This window comes from Streptomyces sp. NPDC086023 (genome assembly GCF_044540325.1).
Classification (GTDB): Bacteria; Actinomycetota; Actinomycetes; order Streptomycetales; family Streptomycetaceae; genus Streptomyces.
In genome coordinates this window covers 153131-169144 of sequence record NZ_JBITRX010000004.1, presented here as the reverse complement: position 1 = coordinate 169144, position 16014 = coordinate 153131, and the positions used below count along the sequence as shown (strand labels likewise).

Annotated in this window: 14 protein-coding genes; 6 read left to right on the top strand and 8 right to left on the bottom strand. The window is 75.2% G+C overall.

Annotation, left to right across the window (positions count from 1 at the left end; genetic code table 11):
* Positions 1-50 precede the first annotated feature (50 nt).
* The 3 genes from ACIF6F_RS10180 (at position 51) to ACIF6F_RS10170 (ending at position 2875) form a co-directional block, all read left to right on the top strand.
* Entirely contained in the window at positions 51-1238 is a 1188-nt protein-coding gene (locus tag ACIF6F_RS10180; protein ID WP_399943902.1) for an ATP-binding protein, read from the top strand.
* Positions 1235-2071, top strand: a complete 837-nt coding sequence (locus tag ACIF6F_RS10175; RefSeq protein WP_399943900.1) for a LuxR C-terminal-related transcriptional regulator — start codon at positions 1235-1237, stop codon at positions 2069-2071. Before ACIF6F_RS10180 ends, ACIF6F_RS10175 begins: the two co-directional genes overlap by 4 nt.
* 141 nt (positions 2072-2212) lie before the next feature.
* The gene (locus ACIF6F_RS10170; RefSeq protein WP_399943898.1) at positions 2213-2875 is read left to right on the top strand and encodes a GPP34 family phosphoprotein; all 663 of its coding nucleotides are present in this window, start codon (positions 2213-2215) and stop codon (positions 2873-2875) included.
* 42 nt (positions 2876-2917) lie between these two features.
* Here the strand turns inward: ACIF6F_RS10170 and ACIF6F_RS10165 are convergent, their stop codons facing one another.
* Positions 2918-3466, bottom strand: coding sequence for an Lrp/AsnC family transcriptional regulator (locus tag ACIF6F_RS10165; RefSeq protein ID WP_399943896.1), 549 nt, complete (start codon positions 3464-3466; stop codon positions 2918-2920).
* A gap of 204 nt (positions 3467-3670) precedes the next feature.
* Here ACIF6F_RS10165 and pdhA point away from each other — a divergent pair, with 204 nt between their 5' ends.
* From pdhA to ACIF6F_RS10150, 3 genes are read left to right on the top strand one after another with little or no spacing between them, the layout of a single operon-like run.
* Positions 3671-4798: a pyruvate dehydrogenase (acetyl-transferring) E1 component subunit alpha gene (gene pdhA, locus ACIF6F_RS10160; RefSeq protein WP_399943893.1), complete on the top strand. Its 1128-nt coding sequence runs from the start codon at positions 3671-3673 to the stop codon at positions 4796-4798.
* Positions 4798-5811 carry an alpha-ketoacid dehydrogenase subunit beta gene (locus tag ACIF6F_RS10155; protein ID WP_399943890.1) on the top strand — a complete coding sequence of 338 codons (1014 nt, stop codon included), beginning with the start codon at positions 4798-4800 and terminating at the stop codon, positions 5809-5811. The genes pdhA and ACIF6F_RS10155 overlap by 1 nt, the downstream gene beginning before the upstream one ends.
* Positions 5811-7193 carry a dihydrolipoamide acetyltransferase family protein gene (locus tag ACIF6F_RS10150; RefSeq protein WP_399943887.1) on the top strand — a complete coding sequence of 461 codons (1383 nt, stop codon included), beginning with the start codon at positions 5811-5813 and terminating at the stop codon, positions 7191-7193. Before ACIF6F_RS10155 ends, ACIF6F_RS10150 begins: the two co-directional genes overlap by 1 nt.
* 98 nt (positions 7194-7291) lie before the next feature.
* On the opposite strand, the gene ACIF6F_RS10145 is transcribed toward ACIF6F_RS10150, so the two are convergent.
* From ACIF6F_RS10145 to ACIF6F_RS10115, 7 genes are all read right to left on the bottom strand, one after another.
* Entirely contained in the window at positions 7292-8269 is a 978-nt protein-coding gene (locus ACIF6F_RS10145; protein WP_399943884.1) for an NAD(P)H-quinone oxidoreductase, read from the bottom strand.
* A 10-nt stretch (positions 8270-8279) separates the two neighbouring features.
* A complete protein-coding gene (locus ACIF6F_RS10140) occupies positions 8280-9365 on the bottom strand; it encodes a potassium channel family protein (RefSeq protein WP_399943882.1) in 1086 nt (361 codons plus the stop codon).
* A complete protein-coding gene (locus ACIF6F_RS10135; protein WP_399943880.1) occupies positions 9362-10684 on the bottom strand; it encodes a molybdopterin molybdotransferase MoeA in 1323 nt (440 codons plus the stop codon). The genes ACIF6F_RS10140 and ACIF6F_RS10135 overlap by 4 nt, the downstream gene beginning before the upstream one ends.
* On the bottom strand, positions 10681-11535 hold the full coding sequence (locus tag ACIF6F_RS10130) for an NTP transferase domain-containing protein (RefSeq protein ID WP_399943878.1): 855 nt from the start codon (positions 11533-11535) through the stop codon (positions 10681-10683). Before ACIF6F_RS10130 ends, ACIF6F_RS10135 begins: the two co-directional genes overlap by 4 nt.
* Before the next feature lie 193 nt (positions 11536-11728).
* A complete protein-coding gene (locus ACIF6F_RS10125; RefSeq protein ID WP_399943876.1) occupies positions 11729-12265 on the bottom strand; it encodes a bacterial proteasome activator family protein in 537 nt (178 codons plus the stop codon).
* A gap of 163 nt (positions 12266-12428) precedes the next feature.
* Positions 12429-15266, bottom strand: a complete 2838-nt coding sequence (locus ACIF6F_RS10120; RefSeq protein ID WP_399943873.1) for an FtsX-like permease family protein — start codon at positions 15264-15266, stop codon at positions 12429-12431.
* Complete coding sequence (locus ACIF6F_RS10115; RefSeq protein WP_399943870.1) at positions 15263-16000, bottom strand: ABC transporter ATP-binding protein; 738 nt, start codon at positions 15998-16000, stop codon at positions 15263-15265. Before ACIF6F_RS10115 ends, ACIF6F_RS10120 begins: the two co-directional genes overlap by 4 nt.
* Between the last annotated feature and the right edge of the window lie 14 nt (positions 16001-16014).

Sequence of the window (16014 nt, the reverse complement as noted above, 5' to 3'; positions counted from 1 at the left end):
CCCACGGGTACCCGCCCTTTCTGGGGGGTGTGTTCGCGGCGGAGGCTGTGGTGAGGGTCGGCGGCTCGGGGCTCCAGCGCGCGCAGCGGTTCGTCCTGCTGGCGACCGGTCTCTACCGGCTCAGCCACCTCGTCGTCGCGCTGGGAGCCGTGGTGCGGGGCACCGTGGAGGGTGCGGCCTGCCGGGTCCTGCTCGGCACCGCCCTCGCCGCCAGTGCCCTGCTGTTCGGGACGGCGTACCGCCGCGGCTGGTTCGCGCCGGGCTGGGTCTGGGCGGACGTGCTGGTCACCGGCTTCGCGCTGCCCGTGGGGGCCTCGTACGCGCTCGGGCTCGGGACGGTGCTGGCCAACCCCTGGCTGGTGCTGCTCGGCGGGTCCGCCGCTGCTGCCGCGGGGGCCGGGCTGGGGCTGCGGTCGGTGGTCGGCGCGGTGGCGGTGCTGCTGGCCGCGCCGCTCGTGGCGGCCCAGGGGCAGGCCACCGGCGCGCTCTTCGGCCACCTCAGCTCCGTGGTCTCCTCGGCCGTGATGGCGCGGGTCTTCTGGTGGTACCTGACGCGGCAGGGCACCCTGCTGGACCGGGCCACCGAGCAGGCGGTACGGGCCGAGGCCCGGCGCGCCCGGCAGGCGGAGCGGATGGCCCACCACCGCGCCCTGCACGACACGGTGCTGGCCACCCTGACCGCGATCGCCGCGGGCCGGGTGGACGCGAACGCGCCGGAGGTCCGCGAGCGGTGCGGCCGTGAGGCGGCGTACCTGCGGCGGCTGATCCAGCGCGAGGACGAGCCGGGCCACACGGAGGACGGCTGTACGGAGGGCGGCGGCTGCCGGGAGCACGGCCGGGCGGAGCCGTTCGCGGAGGTGCCGCTGGGTGCGGCGCTGGAGGAGGCGGTACGGGGCGCCGAGTGCCTGGGGCTGCGGATCACGGCCCAGTACGCGGCGCTCCCCGGCGTGCCCCGGCCGGTGGCGGTGGCGCTGGCCGCGGCGGTGTCCGAGGCCCTGAACAACGTCCTGTGCCACGCCGGCACCGGGCGCGCCTGGCTGACCGCCGCGGGGACCGGCCGGGGCGCGGTGGTCACGGTGGTGGACCGGGGGGCCGGCTTCGACCCAGGGCGGCCGCCGGGCGGCGGTACCGGGCTGCGCCGGTCCGTCCACCAGCGGCTGGCCGGCATCGGGGGCCGGGCCGAGGTGGACAGCGCCCCGGACGAGGGCACCCGGGTCGAGCTCCGGTGGCCGGCATGACCGGCGGCGCCCCCGGGGGCGGGCGGCGGGTCGTCCGGGTCGCGGTCGTGGACGACGACCGGATGCTGCGGGACGGGCTGGCCTCGTGGCTGGGGCGGGCGGACGTACGGGCCGCGGACGCGGAGCCGGGGGCCGGGGACGCGGAGTCAGGGGCCGACGGCGCCGGTGCGGGCGCCGGGGCGGCGCGTACGGCCGCCGCCGGGCCGGGTACGGGCCCCGCCGCCCCGCTGCTGCGGCTGCTGGCCGCCGAGGCCACCGTGGACGCCCTGCTGGCGGCCGGCGGGGCCGCGGCCGAGGTGGTCCTGCTGGACCTGGTGCTGCGGGACGGTTCGGCGCCGGAGGACAACGTCCGGCGGCTGCGCGCGGCGGGCTGCCGGGTGCTGGTGATCAGCACGGTGGCCGACCGGGAGCGGATCGTCGCGACGGTGGCCGCCGGTGCCGACGGCTACCTCACCAAGGACCACTCCCTGGAGGTGCTGGCGGAGGCGGTCGGGGCGGTCGCGGCCGGCGGCACGGCGCACTCCCCGGAGCTGGCCTTCGCCTGGGCCCACGACAGCACCCCCGACCGGCCCCGGCTGGCCCCGCGCGAGCTCCAGGTGCTGCTCGACTACGCCTCGGGGCTGACCCTCAAGGCCACCGCACGCCGGGCCCGGATCAGCCCGAACACGGCGAAGTACTACCTGGACCAGGTGAAGGAGAAGTACCAGCGGGCAGGGCGCCCCGCCTACACCAAGATCGACCTCGCGGCGCGGGTGCGCGAGGACGGCTGGGGAACCCCGCCCACGGCCCAGGGGCCCTCGCCCACGGCCCAGGGGCCCCCGACCACGGCCTGAGCCGTGCCCCGCGGACCGGCCGGGCGGCCGAGTGTTTCGAGACGGGCATCCGGCTGCGGGGGCCGCGCAGGAACCTCCTCGGGACGCGTGGCGTCCGACCAGGCAAGACAGTGATCATTTGGATGCACGGGGGTACTGACCATGGCGGTCACACTGGCCGAGGAGATCATGCTGCTCTCCCTGGACGACGAGTCCGGATCGGCGAAGCAGCGGCAGGCCGCCGGCTGGGCGGTGGCGGGTGGGATCCTGCTCGAACTGGTGCTGGCCGGCAGGGTCGCGGTCCGGGGCAAGCACCTGGAACTGGTGGATGCGACCCCGACCGGAGACCCGCTGCTCGACGGCAGGACGGCGCTGATCGCGCGCTGGCTGGGGGCCCGGGGCAGGCGCCGGGTGACGGACTGGCTGACGAAGGACCAGGCCAAGGCCGTGTCCGCCACCCTTGAACGCCTGTGTGCGCGCGGCGTGGTGGTGGAGGAGAGGCGCATGGCGCTCGGAATGTTCCCGATCCGTCGCTACCCCGAGGCGGTCGGCGTGGTGGAACGGGAACTGCGGGACCGGCTGCGGGGCGTGGTGCTGGCCGGCGCCGAGCCGGACACCCGGACCGCCGGCCTCATCGGCCTGATCCATGCGACCAAGCTGCACCGTCTGGCCTTCCCCGAGGGCCCCGCCCGGCAGATCGCGTCGCGGATGGAGGAGGTCGCCACGGGGCAATGGGCGGCCGAGAGCGTCCGCTCCGCCCTCCGTGACATGCAGGCCGCGATGGCCGCGGTCACCCTGATCACGGTCGTCACGGCCGCCGGCTAGGCCGTTTCCCACGGGGTCCAGGCGCCCCGGAGGGGGAACGGCTCAGGGCGCCTCCGTCGACGCGTCGAGGTCGGTCTCCTCGAAGACCAGCAGCGTCCGCGTCGACAGCACCTCCGGGATGGCCTGCAGCCGGGTCAGCACCAGCTCCCGCAGCGTCCGGTTGTCCGGCGTGTGCACCAGCAGCAGGACGTCGAAGTCCCCGCTGACCAGGGCGATGTGGGCGGCGCCCGGCAGTGCCTCCAGCTGCTCCCGCACGGTCCGCCAGGAGTTCTGCACGATCCGCAGGGTGATGTAGGCGGAGGCGCCGTGGCCCGCCCGCTCGTGGTTGATCCTGGCCGAGAACCCGCGGATCACGCCGTCGTCGATCAGGCGGTTGATCCGGGCGTAGGCGTTGGCGCGCGAGACGTGGACCCGCTCGGCGACGGAGCGTATCGAGGCCCGGCCGTCGGTCTTGAGGATCTGGAGGATCGCACGGTCGATCGCGTCCAGCGGGCGGGGCGGCGCCGCGGGAGCCGGGGCCGCGGGGCCCGGCACGGCGAGGGGGGCGTCGGGTGCCTCCGTCGCCGCCTCGGCCATTTGTTCATCCGCCATCGCCTTCGGCCTCCCTGTCCTGGACGTCCTGCATACATCCCAGGGTCTGGATGTCCTTTTGTCCACAGCCTCATGCGGCCTGTAGCCAAAATGCGCCCACGACCGAACAATCGGTAGGTGAGGCACCTCACACCCGGGGCTGCCCGCGTCCCGGCCACCGCCGGGAAGGACCCAGCCCGCTTCCCACGAGGAGGTGCTCGCGCCATGACGGTGCAAGAGCTGCCCGGTGCGGACTACCGCCCCACCCCGCCGCCCGCCTGGCGGCCCCGTACCGACGCGGCGCCGCTGCTGCCGGACGCCGAGCCGTACCGCGTGCTCGGCACCCCGGCGGCGGACCGTCTCGACCCGGAGCTGATGCGCCGGGCCTACGCCGAGCTGGTGCGCGGCCGGCGCTACAACGCCCAGGCCACCGCCCTCACCAAGCAGGGCCGGCTCGCCGTGTACCCCTCCACCGTCGGCCAGGAGGCGTGCGAGATCGCCGCGGCGATGGTGCTGGAAGAGCGCGACTGGCTGTTCCCCAGCTACCGGGACACCCTGGCGGCCGTGGCGCGCGGTCTCGACCCCGTCCAGGCGCTGACGCTGCTGCGCGGCGACTGGCACACGGGTTACGACCCCCACGAGCACCGGATCGCCCCCCTGAGCACCCCGCTCGCCACCCAGCTGCCGCACGCCGTGGGCCTGGCCCACGCCGCCCGCCTCAAGGGCGACGACGTGGTGGCGCTGGCGATGGTCGGCGACGGCGGCACCAGCGAGGGCGACTTCCACGAGGCCCTGAACTTCGCCGCCGTCTGGCAGGCGCCGGTGGTCTTCCTGGTCCAGAACAACGGTTTCGCCATCTCCGTCCCGCTCGCCAAGCAGACGGCCGCCCCCTCCCTGGCCCACAAGGCCGTCGGGTACGGGATGCCGGGCCGGCTGGTCGACGGGAACGACGTGGCCGCCGTCCACGAGGTGCTGGCCGAGGCGGTGCGCAAGGCCCGGGCCGGCGGCGGCCCGACCCTGATCGAGGCGGTCACGTACCGGATGGAGGCGCACACCAACGCCGACGACGCCACCCGCTACCGCGGTGACGCCGAGGTCGAGGCCTGGCGCGGACACGACCCGATCCTGCTGCTGGAGCGCGAGCTGACCGCGCGGGGCATCCTCGACGAGGACCTCAGGCGCGCGGCGAAGGACGAGGCCGAGACGATGGCCGCCGCCCTGCGCGAGCGGATGAACGCCGACCCGGTGCTGGACCCGATGGACCTCTTCACGCACGTCTACGCGGAGCAGACGAGCCAGCTGCGCGAGCAGGCGGCCATGCTCCGTGCCGAACTGGAAGCGGAGGGCGAGTGATGACCACCGCCACCCAGCCCGCCACCGGGCGCAAGCCCGCCACGATGGCGCAGGCCCTCACCCGCGCGCTGCGCGACTCGCTGGCCGACGACCCGACCGTCCACGTCATGGGCGAGGACGTCGGCACGCTCGGCGGCGTCTTCCGGATCACCGACGGGCTGGCCAAGGAGTTCGGCGAGGACCGGGTCACGGACACCCCGCTCGCCGAGGCGGGCATCCTCGGCACGGCCGTCGGCATGGCGATGTACGGGCTGCGGCCGGTGGTCGAGATGCAGTTCGACGCCTTCGCGTACCCCGCCTTCGAGCAGCTCTTCAGCCACGTCGCGAAGATGCGGAACCGCACGCGCGGCGCGATGCCGCTGCCGATCACGATCCGCGTGCCCTACGGCGGCGGCATCGGCGGCGTGGAGCACCACTGCGACTCCTCCGAGGCGTACTACATGGCCACGCCCGGCCTGCACGTGGTGACCCCGGCGACCGTCGAGGACGCGTACGGCCTGCTGCGCGCGTCGATCGCCAGCGACGACCCGGTGATCTTCCTGGAGCCGAAGCGGCTCTACTGGTCCAAGTCCGACTGGTCGCCGGAGGCCCCGGCCGCGGTCGAGCCGATCGGGCGCGCGGTGGTCCGCCGCCGCGGCACGAGCGCCACGCTGATCACGTACGGGCCCTCCCTGCCGGCCTGCCTGGAGGCGGCCGAGGCCGCCAAGGAGGAGGGCTGGGACCTGGAGGTCGTCGACCTGCGCTCGCTGGTCCCCTTCGACGAGGAGACGGTGGTCGCGTCGGTGCGCCGCACCGGCCGCGCGGTCGTGGTCCACGAGTCCACCGGCTTCGGCGGTCCCGGCGGCGAGATCGCCGCCCGCGTCACGGAGCGGTGCTTCCACCACCTGGAGGCCCCGGTGCTGCGCGTTGCGGGCTTCGACATCCCGTACCCGCCGCCGATGCTGGAGAAGCACCACCTGCCGGGCGTCGACCGGATCCTGGACGCCGTGGCCCGTCTCCAGTGGGAGAACTGATGCCTCAGGTACTGGAGTTCAAGCTGCCGGACCTCGGTGAGGGGCTCACCGAGGCCGAGATCGTGCGCTGGCTGGTGCAGGTGGGCGACGTCGTCGCCATCGACCAGCCGGTGGTCGAGGTCGAGACGGCCAAGGCGATGGTCGAGGTGCCGTGCCCCTACGGGGGCGTGGTGACCGCCCGCTTCGGCGAGGAGGGCACCGAACTGCCCGTCGGGGCACCGCTGCTGACGGTCGCCGTGGGCACCGCCACGCTGCCGGAGGGCGGCGGCGCGGAGCCGGAGGCGGCCTCGGGTTCGGGGAACGTGCTGGTCGGCTACGGCACGGACCACTCCCGGCCGGCGCGGCGTCGCCGGGTGCGGCCGGCGGGGTCGCCCGCGACGCCCGTGCCGGCTGCGGCTCCGGCTGCCCCGGCTCCGGCTGCCCCGGCCCCGGCCCCGGTGGCCCCGGCCCCGGCCCCGGTGGCCGCGGCTCCGGCTCCGGTCGCCGTGGCGGTCGCAGCCGGTCCCGTTCCGGTGATCTCCCCGCTGGTCCGCAAGCTGGCCAGGGACAACGGCATCGACCTGCGCGGGCTCGCCGGCAGCGGGCCCGAGGGCCTGATCCTGCGGTCCGACGTGGAGGCGGCGCTGCGCGCGGCCGCGGCTCCGGCTGCTCCTGCCGCTGCTGCTGCCACCGCTCCGGCTCCGGTGACGGCGGCCGGGGAGCGGATCCCGCTCAAGGGGCTGCGCGGCGCGGTCGCCGACAAGCTGTCCCGCAGCCGCCGGGAGATCCCGGACGCCACCTGCTGGGTGGACGCGGACGCCACGGAGCTGATGGCCGCACGGGCCGCGATGAACGCCGCCGGCGGCCCGAAGATCTCCGTACTGGCCCTGCTGGCCCGGATCTGCACGGCCGCGCTCGCCCGCTTCCCGGAGCTGAACTCCACGGTCGACCTGGCGTCGAACGAGATCGTCCGGCTGCCCTCGGTCCACCTGGGCTTCGCCGCCCAGACCGAGCGGGGCCTGGTCGTGCCGGTGGTCAAGGGTGCCGACCGGATGACCGCCGAGGGCCTGTCGGCGGAGTTCGCCCGCCTGACGGAGCTGGCGCGCGGCGGGAAGCTGGCGCCGGCGGACCTGACGGGCGGCACGTTCACGCTGAACAACTACGGGGTCTTCGGGGTGGACGGCTCCACGCCGATCATCAACCACCCGGAGGCCGCGATGCTGGGCGTGGGACGGATCGTCCCGAAGCCGTGGGTGCACGGCGGAGAGCTGGCCGTCCGTCAGGTCGTCCAGCTGTCGCTGACGTTCGACCACCGGGTCTGCGACGGCGGCACCGCGGGCGGCTTCCTGAGGTACGTCGCGGACTGCGTGGAGTCCCCGACGGTCCTGCTGCGCTCTCTGTAGGCCACGGCTGCGCCGGCGAGGCCGAGTAGAGCCTCGCCGGCGTGTGCGGGACCAGCCCCGCAGGAACCGGCACGGACGCCGCACGCGGCACGGGACCGTCAGCGGGTCAGCAGGAGTTTGCCCACCGGCGTGCCCGACTCCAGGGCCGCGTGGGCGGCGGACGCCTCCCGGAGGGGGAAGGTTTCGTGGACCACCGGGCGGACGCGGCCGGCCTCCACCAGGGGCCACACGTGTTCGCGGACGGCGGCGACGATCGCCGCCTTCTCCTCCAGCGGGCGGGCCCGCAGCGTCGTACCGGCGACCGCGGCCCGCTTCGCCAGCAGCGCCCCCAGGTTGAGCTCCGCCTTCACGCCGCCCTGCAGGCCGATGATCACCAGCCGGCCGTTCACGGCGAGCGCGTCCACGTTCCGCGCCAGGTACTTCGCCCCGATGATGTCCAGGATCACGTCCGCCCCGGCACCACCCGTGGCGGCCTTCAGCTCCTCGACGAAGTCCTGCTCGCGGTAGTCGATCAGGATGTCCGCACCCAGCTCCGCGCAGCGGGCCAGCTTCTCCTTGCCGCCCGCCGTCACGGCCACCCGGGCCCCCACGGCCTTCGCGAGCTGGATCGCCATCGTGCCGATCCCGCTCGCGCCGCCGTGCACCAGCACCGTCTCGCCCGGCCGCACATGGGCCACCATGAACAGGTTCGACCACACCGTGCAGGCCACCTCCGGCAGCGCGGCGGCCGTCACCGGGTCCACGCCCTCCGGCACCGGCAGCAGCTGCCCGGCCGGCACCGCCACCCGCTCCGCGTACCCGCCACCGCTGAGCAGCGCGCACACCTCGTCGCCCACGGCCCACCCGGTCACCCCGGGCCCCAACGCCGTGATCCGGCCCGCGCATTCGAGGCCGGGGTAGGGGGACGCTCCGGGCGGCGGGTTGTAGAAACCCTGCCGCTGGAGCAGATCGGCCCGGTTCACGGCACTGGCCGCGACCTCCACGAGGACCTCGCCCTCGCCGGGCACCGGATCGGGTACGTCGGCCCACACCAGGGCCTCGGGGCCGCCGGGCTGGGGGATCGTGATCGCATGCATGACCGCGAGGCTACTCGCCCCGAGGGCCCAGGACTTCGGCCGGCGGGGCCGCGCGCACGATGACGATCAGCCGGTCGGTCAACTGGAGCGGGCTCGCGTGCGGGTCGTCGTACGGCAGCAGCCGGTGGCCCCGCAGCACGCTCACCACGAGGTCGTCGGTCTCCCGGACGTTCCTGCCCGCCTCGGACCTGGTCACCGGGCGTTCGAGCAGGTCCAGGCCGCTGCCCTGCTGGATCAGGTCCTCCATCACCGCGCCCGCGCTCGGGCTGAGCACCGACAGCCCCAGCAGCCGGCCCGCCGCGCTCGCGCTGGTGATGACCGCGTCCGCGCCCGACTGCTTCAGCAGCGGGGCGTTCTCCTCCTCGCGCACCGCGGCCACGATCTTCGCGCCGCGGTTCAGCTGCCGGGCCGTCAGGGTCACCAGCACGGCGGTGTCGTCCCGCTGGGTGGCCACCACGATCTGACGGGCCTTCTGGACCTCGGCGCTGAGCAGCACGTCGCTGCGCGTGGCGTCGCCGACGATCCCCGCGAAGCCCTCCGCGTTGGCGATGTCGATCACCTTGGAGCTGGGGTCGACGATGACCACCCGCTCCTTCCGCAGGCCGGTGGCCAGCAGCGTCTGGAGCGCCGACCGTCCCTTGGTGCCGAAGCCGACGACGACGGTGTGCTCACGCAACTGGGCCCTCCAGCGGTTCAGCCGCCACTCCTCCCGGGTCCGCTCGGTGAGGACCTCCAGGGTGGTGCCGACCAGGATGATCAGGAACAGCACGCGAAGCGGCGTGATCAGCAGGATGTTGGCCAGCCGCGCCGAGTCGCTGTACGGGACGATGTCGCCGTACCCGGTGGTGGAGAGGGTGACCGTCGCGTAGTACATGCAGTCGAGCAGGTCGACGGTCTCGTCGGAGTTGTCGTGGTACCCGGCGCGGTCGATCCAGACGATGAAGACCGTCAGGGCCAGCACGCCGAACGCCATCAGCAGCCGCTTGCCCACCTGCCGCAGCGGTTTCTCGATGATCCGCTTGGGCATCTTCACGCGGTGGTCGAGCAGCCGCTCGTCGGCCTGCCGGGCCATCGCGTCCTGTCCGGGCAGCTTCACCGCGACCACCCGGGGCCGGAGGAGCCGGCGCCGCCGCCCCCGCCCGCCCACGGCAGGTCCAGGACCTCCAGCTCCTGCCCCGCCTGCGCCCCGTGCGGGGGTACGACGGCCAGCGCGTCCGCCGCAGCGATGCCGCGCAGCATCGCGGGCCCGTGGAACCGCAGCGGTACGGCGTGCTCCTCGTCCAGCACCACCGGCACCAGCCGGGTGTCGTGCGGGTGGCCCGGTACCGCGTCGCGCACCGGCACCGCGTACGCCTCCCGCGCCCCGTGCCCCGCCAGGGCCCGCAGCAGCGGCTCGGCCAGCGTCAGCAGCCCCGACACGGCGGCCAGCGGATTGCCGGGCAGCCCCACCAGGTGCTTCCCGGGCCCCAGCCGGGCCAGCAGCATCGGATGCCCGGGCCGTACGGAGACCCCGTCGACCAGCAGCTCCGCCCCGGCCCGCCGCAGCACCGGGTGCACGTGGTCCACCGGCCCCGAGGCCGTGCCGCCGGTGGTGACCACCAGGTCCGCCGCGGATTCCGTCACCGCCCGGTACAGCGCCCCCGCATCGTCGCCGAGCCGCCGCGTCCCGGTCACCTCGGCGCCGAGGGCCCGCAGCCACGGCCCCAGCATCGGCCCCAGCGCGTCCCGGATCAGCCCGTCCCGCGGCCGCCCCTCGGCCAGCAGCTCGTCCCCGAGCACCAGCACCTCGACGCGCGGCCGCGCCACCGTGACCAGCTCGTCGTACCCGGCGGCGGCGGCCAGCCCCAGCACGGCGGGCGTCACGGGCGTCCCGGCGGCCAGCAGCCGGTCGCCCGAGCGGCACTCCTGGCCCCGCGGCCGGATGTCCTGGCCCGGCACCACCTCGCGCTCGGCGTGCAGCTGCCCCTTGGCGGCGTCGTGCCGGGCGTGCTCGCTGCGGATCACCGCGGTGGTGTCGCCGGGGATCCGGGCACCCGTGGCGATCCGTACCGCCTCGCCGTCGGCCAGCGGCTCCGGCCGGGCCGCGCCCGCCAGCACCCCGCCGCCCTCCCGGATCCGCCAGGGGCCCGGTCCGGCGACCGCCCAGCCGTCCATCGCCGAGGTGTCGAAGGAGGGCAGGTCGGTCAGCGCCTCCAGGGGGCCGCCCAGCACCTCGCCGAGGGCGTCGGACAGCGGCACCGCACGCGTGCGGGAGTGCCCGGTCCGGCCCGCGGCGGCGGCGGTGGCGCGGGCCCGCGCCCAGTCGGTGCCGCGGTGTCCGGGGGCCGCCCCGGCGGGCTCCGTGCGGCGGTCGTTCACCAGCGCCAGCGCCTCCTCGACGGCCCGCTCCTCCGGTGTCACGGGGGCGGCCGTCATCCGCTGCCCTGCCCGGCCGGCCCCGTCTCGGCCTCCCAGCGGACGGCGAGCGCGGTGGCCTTGCGGCAGGCCTCCGACAGCGCGGCCTTCGGGTCGGCGCCGTCGGCGGCGGCCAGCGCGGCCGCGTACCCGACCAGGAAGGTGGTCAGCGGTGCGGCGGGCCGGGCCACGCCGTGCGCGGCGTCACGGGCGAGGTCGAGCAGCTCGGTGACGTCCACCGGGACGTCGAGGGCCAGCTCGTTCTTGACTGCGGTGATCCATTCGTCCAGCACGGTCCCATGCTCCCTGATGCGGGCACGGGCGGCCGCCAGGTCCCCCCAGGTGTCGCAGTCGAAGGAGGCGGCGCCGCTGCCCTCGACGCGCGCCAGGTCGAGTTCCGCGGTGAGCGCCCGCAGCGGGAGGCCGGTGAGGCTGCCGTGCTCGGTGGCCAGCAGGGCCAGCTCGCGGCGCAGCGGTTCCGCCCGGTAGGCGGCCACCAGCGGCTGGTCGCGGCCGTCGGGGTCGCGCAGCAGGGTGCCCTCGGCGCCGGGGCCGGCGAGCAGGGCGCGTACGGTCGCCGCGTCCAGGAAGGGCAGGTCGGCGGAGAGCACGAGGACCGTGTCGGCGCCGGTGTGCCGGAGCCCGGCGTGCAGGGCGGCCAGCGGTCCCGCCCCGGGCGGCTCCTCCAGGGCCCAGGTGACGGGCCGGGCGGTGGCCCGGCGGCCGCCGACGACCACGGTCGTCCCGGCACCGGCGCAGGCGTCCAGCACCCGGTCGAGCAGCGGGCGGCCGCCCACGCTCAGCCCCGGCTTGTCGGCCCCGCCGAGCCGCCGTGCCGCGCCGCCTGCCAACACGATCGCGTCGTAGGTCATGACCCGAGTATGCGCGGCCCATGTCCGGTACGGCGTCTCGCACTTACCCGGTGCTTATGTGCCACGGCCCCGTCCGCCACCGCCCGTGGGGGGGGGGGGGGGGGGGGGGGGGGGGGGGGGGCGGTGGCGGACGGGGCCGAACGGAAGGCGCCGAGGGGCCGGCCGGGTCCGCAGCGTGCGGACCCCTGCGGTCCTACAGGTACGGGCCCGAGCGGACCGGGCCGTGCTGGCCGTCCTCGTCGTCGTGCGAGGCGCCCGGCGGGAGGGCGCGGCGCATCTGCTCCAGCTGGGCGCGCGCCGCCATCTGCTGGGCGAAGAGGGCGGTCTGGATGCCGTGGAAGAGGCCTTCCAGCCAGCCGACCAACTGGGCCTGCGCGATGCGGAGTTCCGCCTCGGAGGGGATGGCCTCGTCGGTGAAGGGCAGGGAGAGCCGCTCCAGTTCCTCGACGAGCTCGGGGGCGAGCCCGTCCTCCAGCTCCTTCACCGAGCTGGCGTGGATGTCCTTGAGCCGGACCCGGCTGGCCTCGTCGAGAGGAGCAGCGCGGACTTCTTCCAGAAGCTGCTTGATCATGCTGCCGATGCGCATGACCTTGGCGGGCTGTTCGACCATTTCCGTCACCGGCACCTCGCGCGACTCGTCATCGGCGCCGCCGACCGCCATCCCGTCCTGGCCCACGATCAGAACCTGCGGGGGGCTGTCCTGCGACCGTTCGCTCCTCGGCATCTCCATGCCGCCATTCTCTCGCACACGTTCGTCTCCACACGGTGTGCCCCCGCACAGGAGTGATCCACCCTGTGCGGGGGCACGAGATCCGCGGGCGGCCGCCGGAGCCCTACGCGCCGGTACGGCCGGCCCCCGTGGCCGGCCGTACCGCCGGACGTCCGGCGGCCTGTCAGGCCGCGCGGCGGGCCAGCGCCCCGGACGAGCGCGTGACCAGCGCGGCGAGCAGCGCCGCGCCCAGCGGGATCAGCACCACGAGGGCGCCCAGGGTCTCCCACGGGATGACGACGGGCACGTGCGGCACGCCCCCGGGGTCGCTCCAGCCGTCCGACAGGGACTGCTCGTACCGCGACAGGTACTCGCGCCGTTCGGCCAGCCGCAGTCCGACGCCCGGCAGCACACCGGCCGCCGACCCGAGGCCCACGCCCATGAGCGCGACCAGGCCGCACTGGAAGCCGCTCAGGGACCGGCGGATCCGCGGGGCCGCGCCGACCGCGGCGAGCGTCTTCAGGTCGGCCTCGGCGTCGGCCTGGGCGAGGCCCGTGGCGATGCCCGCCGCGCCGATGGTGACGAGTCCGGCGAAGACGGCCAGCGCGAGCAGCTCGATGTCGTTCTCGCCCTGGTAGCCGTTCTCGATGCGGAACTCGGGCGAGGCGCCGATCCGGTCGACGGCGGCGTCGTAGCGCTGGCGCTCCTCACTCGTCGGCAGCCGGTCCAGCGTGAAGTACGAGCCGTACGCGGCGGTCTGGAGACCCGCGGCCTTCGCGGCCGCCGGCGGGATGACCACGCGCAGGCCGTAGGCGTTCGCGGTCGACAGGTGGACGGCGAAGGACTTGCGGATGCCCGGGACCTCCTGGCCCTCCGGGGTCTCCCTGGCCTTGGCCGGGTCGGTGATCAGCTTCAGGGTGATCCGGCCGTCCTTGACGTGCCGCCGGTCGAACGCGACCGAGCGGCCCTCCTGGAGGGCCCTGGCGGCGGCCGGGTCCCGGACGGCGAGGGTGGTCAGCAGCTTCTCGTCGGCGACCACGAACTCCTGGGGGGCGTAGGACTCCGACGAGAGGCAGCGCCAGTCCTTGGCGAGGCGGCGGCGTTCGGCCTTCGAGAAGGAGGTGGTGGGGTCGGGGACCGCGTGCAGCGGGCACTCGTTCTCCTTGGGCGTGGTCAGCTCCACCTGGCCGCACCCCGGGGCGTCGGACCACAGCTCGCAGTCCTTCCGGCCGACCACGATCCGGTCGAGGTCCGCCCGTACCGCCACCGGCAGTTCCTTCTCCAGGGCCGCGCGCACGGCGGGCACCTGCCGGTGGCCGCCCGCCTCGCTGATGGTCACCGTGCCGGAGCGGTCGGGCATCTGGGCGACGTACTGCTGCCGGGCCTGCGCGTCGTTGCTCTGGGCGTACGTGGCCACCGCGACGGTACCGGCGACCGCGGCCAGCACCGCGGCCACCGCGGGCGCCGTACGGCCCCGGTTGCGCACCGCGTCGCGCAGCGCGAGCCGCGGCGAGAGCGGCAGCCAGCGCCCGGCGCGGCCGAACAGGCCGACCAGCACGGGGGTGAGGGCGACCACGCCCAGCTCGGCGAGGGCGCTGCCGCCGGCCACGTAGAGGTAGCCGTTGTTGTCCTGGACGGAGCCGAACAGGGCGATGGGGGCGCCGATGCCGATGGCCACCAGGCCGACCACCGGGAGCACCCGGCTGGCGCGGCGCACCCCGCGGCGTCCGGTGAGGGAGGCCAGCACGGTTTGCCGGGAGGCGGTGACCGCCGGGACCACGGCGGCCAGCAGGCCGGTCACGACGGCCAGCAGCGCGATGCCGAGGAGTTCGTGCGGGAGGAGCCGGAAGCCGCCCCAGCGCTCGCCCAGGGCACTCTCCAGCACCGGGCGGAGGGCGAGGGTCAGCGCGACGCTGAGCACGATGCCGGTGACGGCGGCGGCGAAGCCGATGACCAGGCCGCCGGAGAGGACGATGGCGCGGATGTGCCGCCGGTCGCCGCCGTTGGCGCCGACCAGGCCGAGCTGGCGGCGGGAGCGGCGGGCGCCCACCGCGAAGGCGGGGCCGGCCAGCAGGCAGATCTCCAGCATGGCCAGGACGACGACGGTGGCGCCGGCGGCCAGTGCGGCCTTGTCCACCCCGCCGCCGCCGGAGGTGTACGCGTCGGAGTTCTCGTGCTGGTACAGGGGGACGTCGGAGTCGGCGGGCGGGTCGAGGACGACGGCCCGGGACACGACGACCACGCCCTTGGCGTTGGCCGCCTTGACCATGTTCCACGTGAAACCTTCGCCGCCGACGCGTACGTAGTACTCGTTGGTGACGTCGGCGCCGGGCATGCCGTTGGCCTTCAGGGCCCTTTCGAGCGGGGGAAGCAGGGTGCCGGGCGGGGCGAGCACCTCGTACGTCTTGAGTTCCGAGGGGAGTTCGTAGGCGCCGACGATGCGGTACTCGGTCCCCTCCATGCCGCGTGGGACGAGGCGGGAGCCCACGTACAGCCCGGAGTCCTCCAGGAACCGCGTGGTGGCGGCGACCTCGCCGGCCTTGGCGGGGAAGCGGCCCCGGACGACGGTCTGCCGGCCCGCGGCCATCGGGTGCAGGGCGTCCAACTCGTGGACGGTGGCGTTCAGGATGCCGTGCCGGGTGCGGAACCTGCCGGTGCCGGAGGAGTCCCTGAGCACCTCGGCGCCCCGCGGGACGGCCGCCCGGATGTCGGTGGGGCTGTTCGGGACGGCCTTGTCCTCGTCGCCGTCGGCCGGGGCGAGACCGTTGCCGTCGGGCTTCTGGTGGATGGGCGTGTTGCCCATGCCGGTGCCGCTCAGCACGGCGTCGGCGCGGCCGAGGGAGCGGTCCAGCCGCTGCTCCGGGGAGACGTCGGAGCTGCGCAGGGTGATGTCGGCGGCGCTGACGCCCAGGATGGGCAGGGCGATCATCGCGAGGACCAGGAAGCTGCGGCCCTTGGAGCGCCAGGCGTCGCGGCGGGCGATCCGTATCGCCGCGACCCAGGAGTGGTACCAGGTCCTCACAGGGCGCCCGCCTGCCCCGTGAACAGCGAGTCAGGCTGGGAGCGCAGGGTCTCGTCCACGACGGAGCCGTCGCGCAGGAAGACCACCCGGTCCGCCCAGGCCGCGAAGCGGGGTTCGTGGGTGACGAGGATGCCGGCGGCGCCCGCGTCGCAGCGCGAGCGCAGCAGGGCGAGCACGGACTCGCCGGTCTCGGAGTCGAGGGCGCCGGTGGGCTCGTCGGCCAGCACGAGGCGGCGGTCGCCGACCAGGGCGCGGGCGATGGCCACGCGCTGCTGCTGGCCGCCGGACATCTCGTCGGGGAAGCGGTCGGCCACCTGGGCGAGGTTCATCTCCTCCAGGGCCGCCAGGGCGGCGGCCCTGGCCTTGCGGGCGGAAGTGCCGTCGAGCTCCAGGGGGAGGGCGACGTTCTCGGCCGCGGTGAGGGCGGGGATGAGGTTGTAGTCCTGGAAGACGTAGCCGATGCTGCGGCGGCGCAGGGCCGCGAGTTCCTTGCGGCCGGCGGTGGTGATGTCGGTGCCCTCGACGAGCACCCGGCCGCCGGACGGGGTGTCGAGGCCGCCCGCGAGGGTGAGCAGCGTGGACTTGCCGGACCCGGACGGACCCATGACGGCGACGAGTTCGCCGGGGTACACGGCCAGGTCGATCCCGCGCAGGGCGTGCACCTCGGTGGCGCCGCTGCCGTGGACGCGGGTGAGCTGCATCAGGCGCAGCACGGGCTGGTTGTGGTCGGGCATGAAGAGGGTTCCCC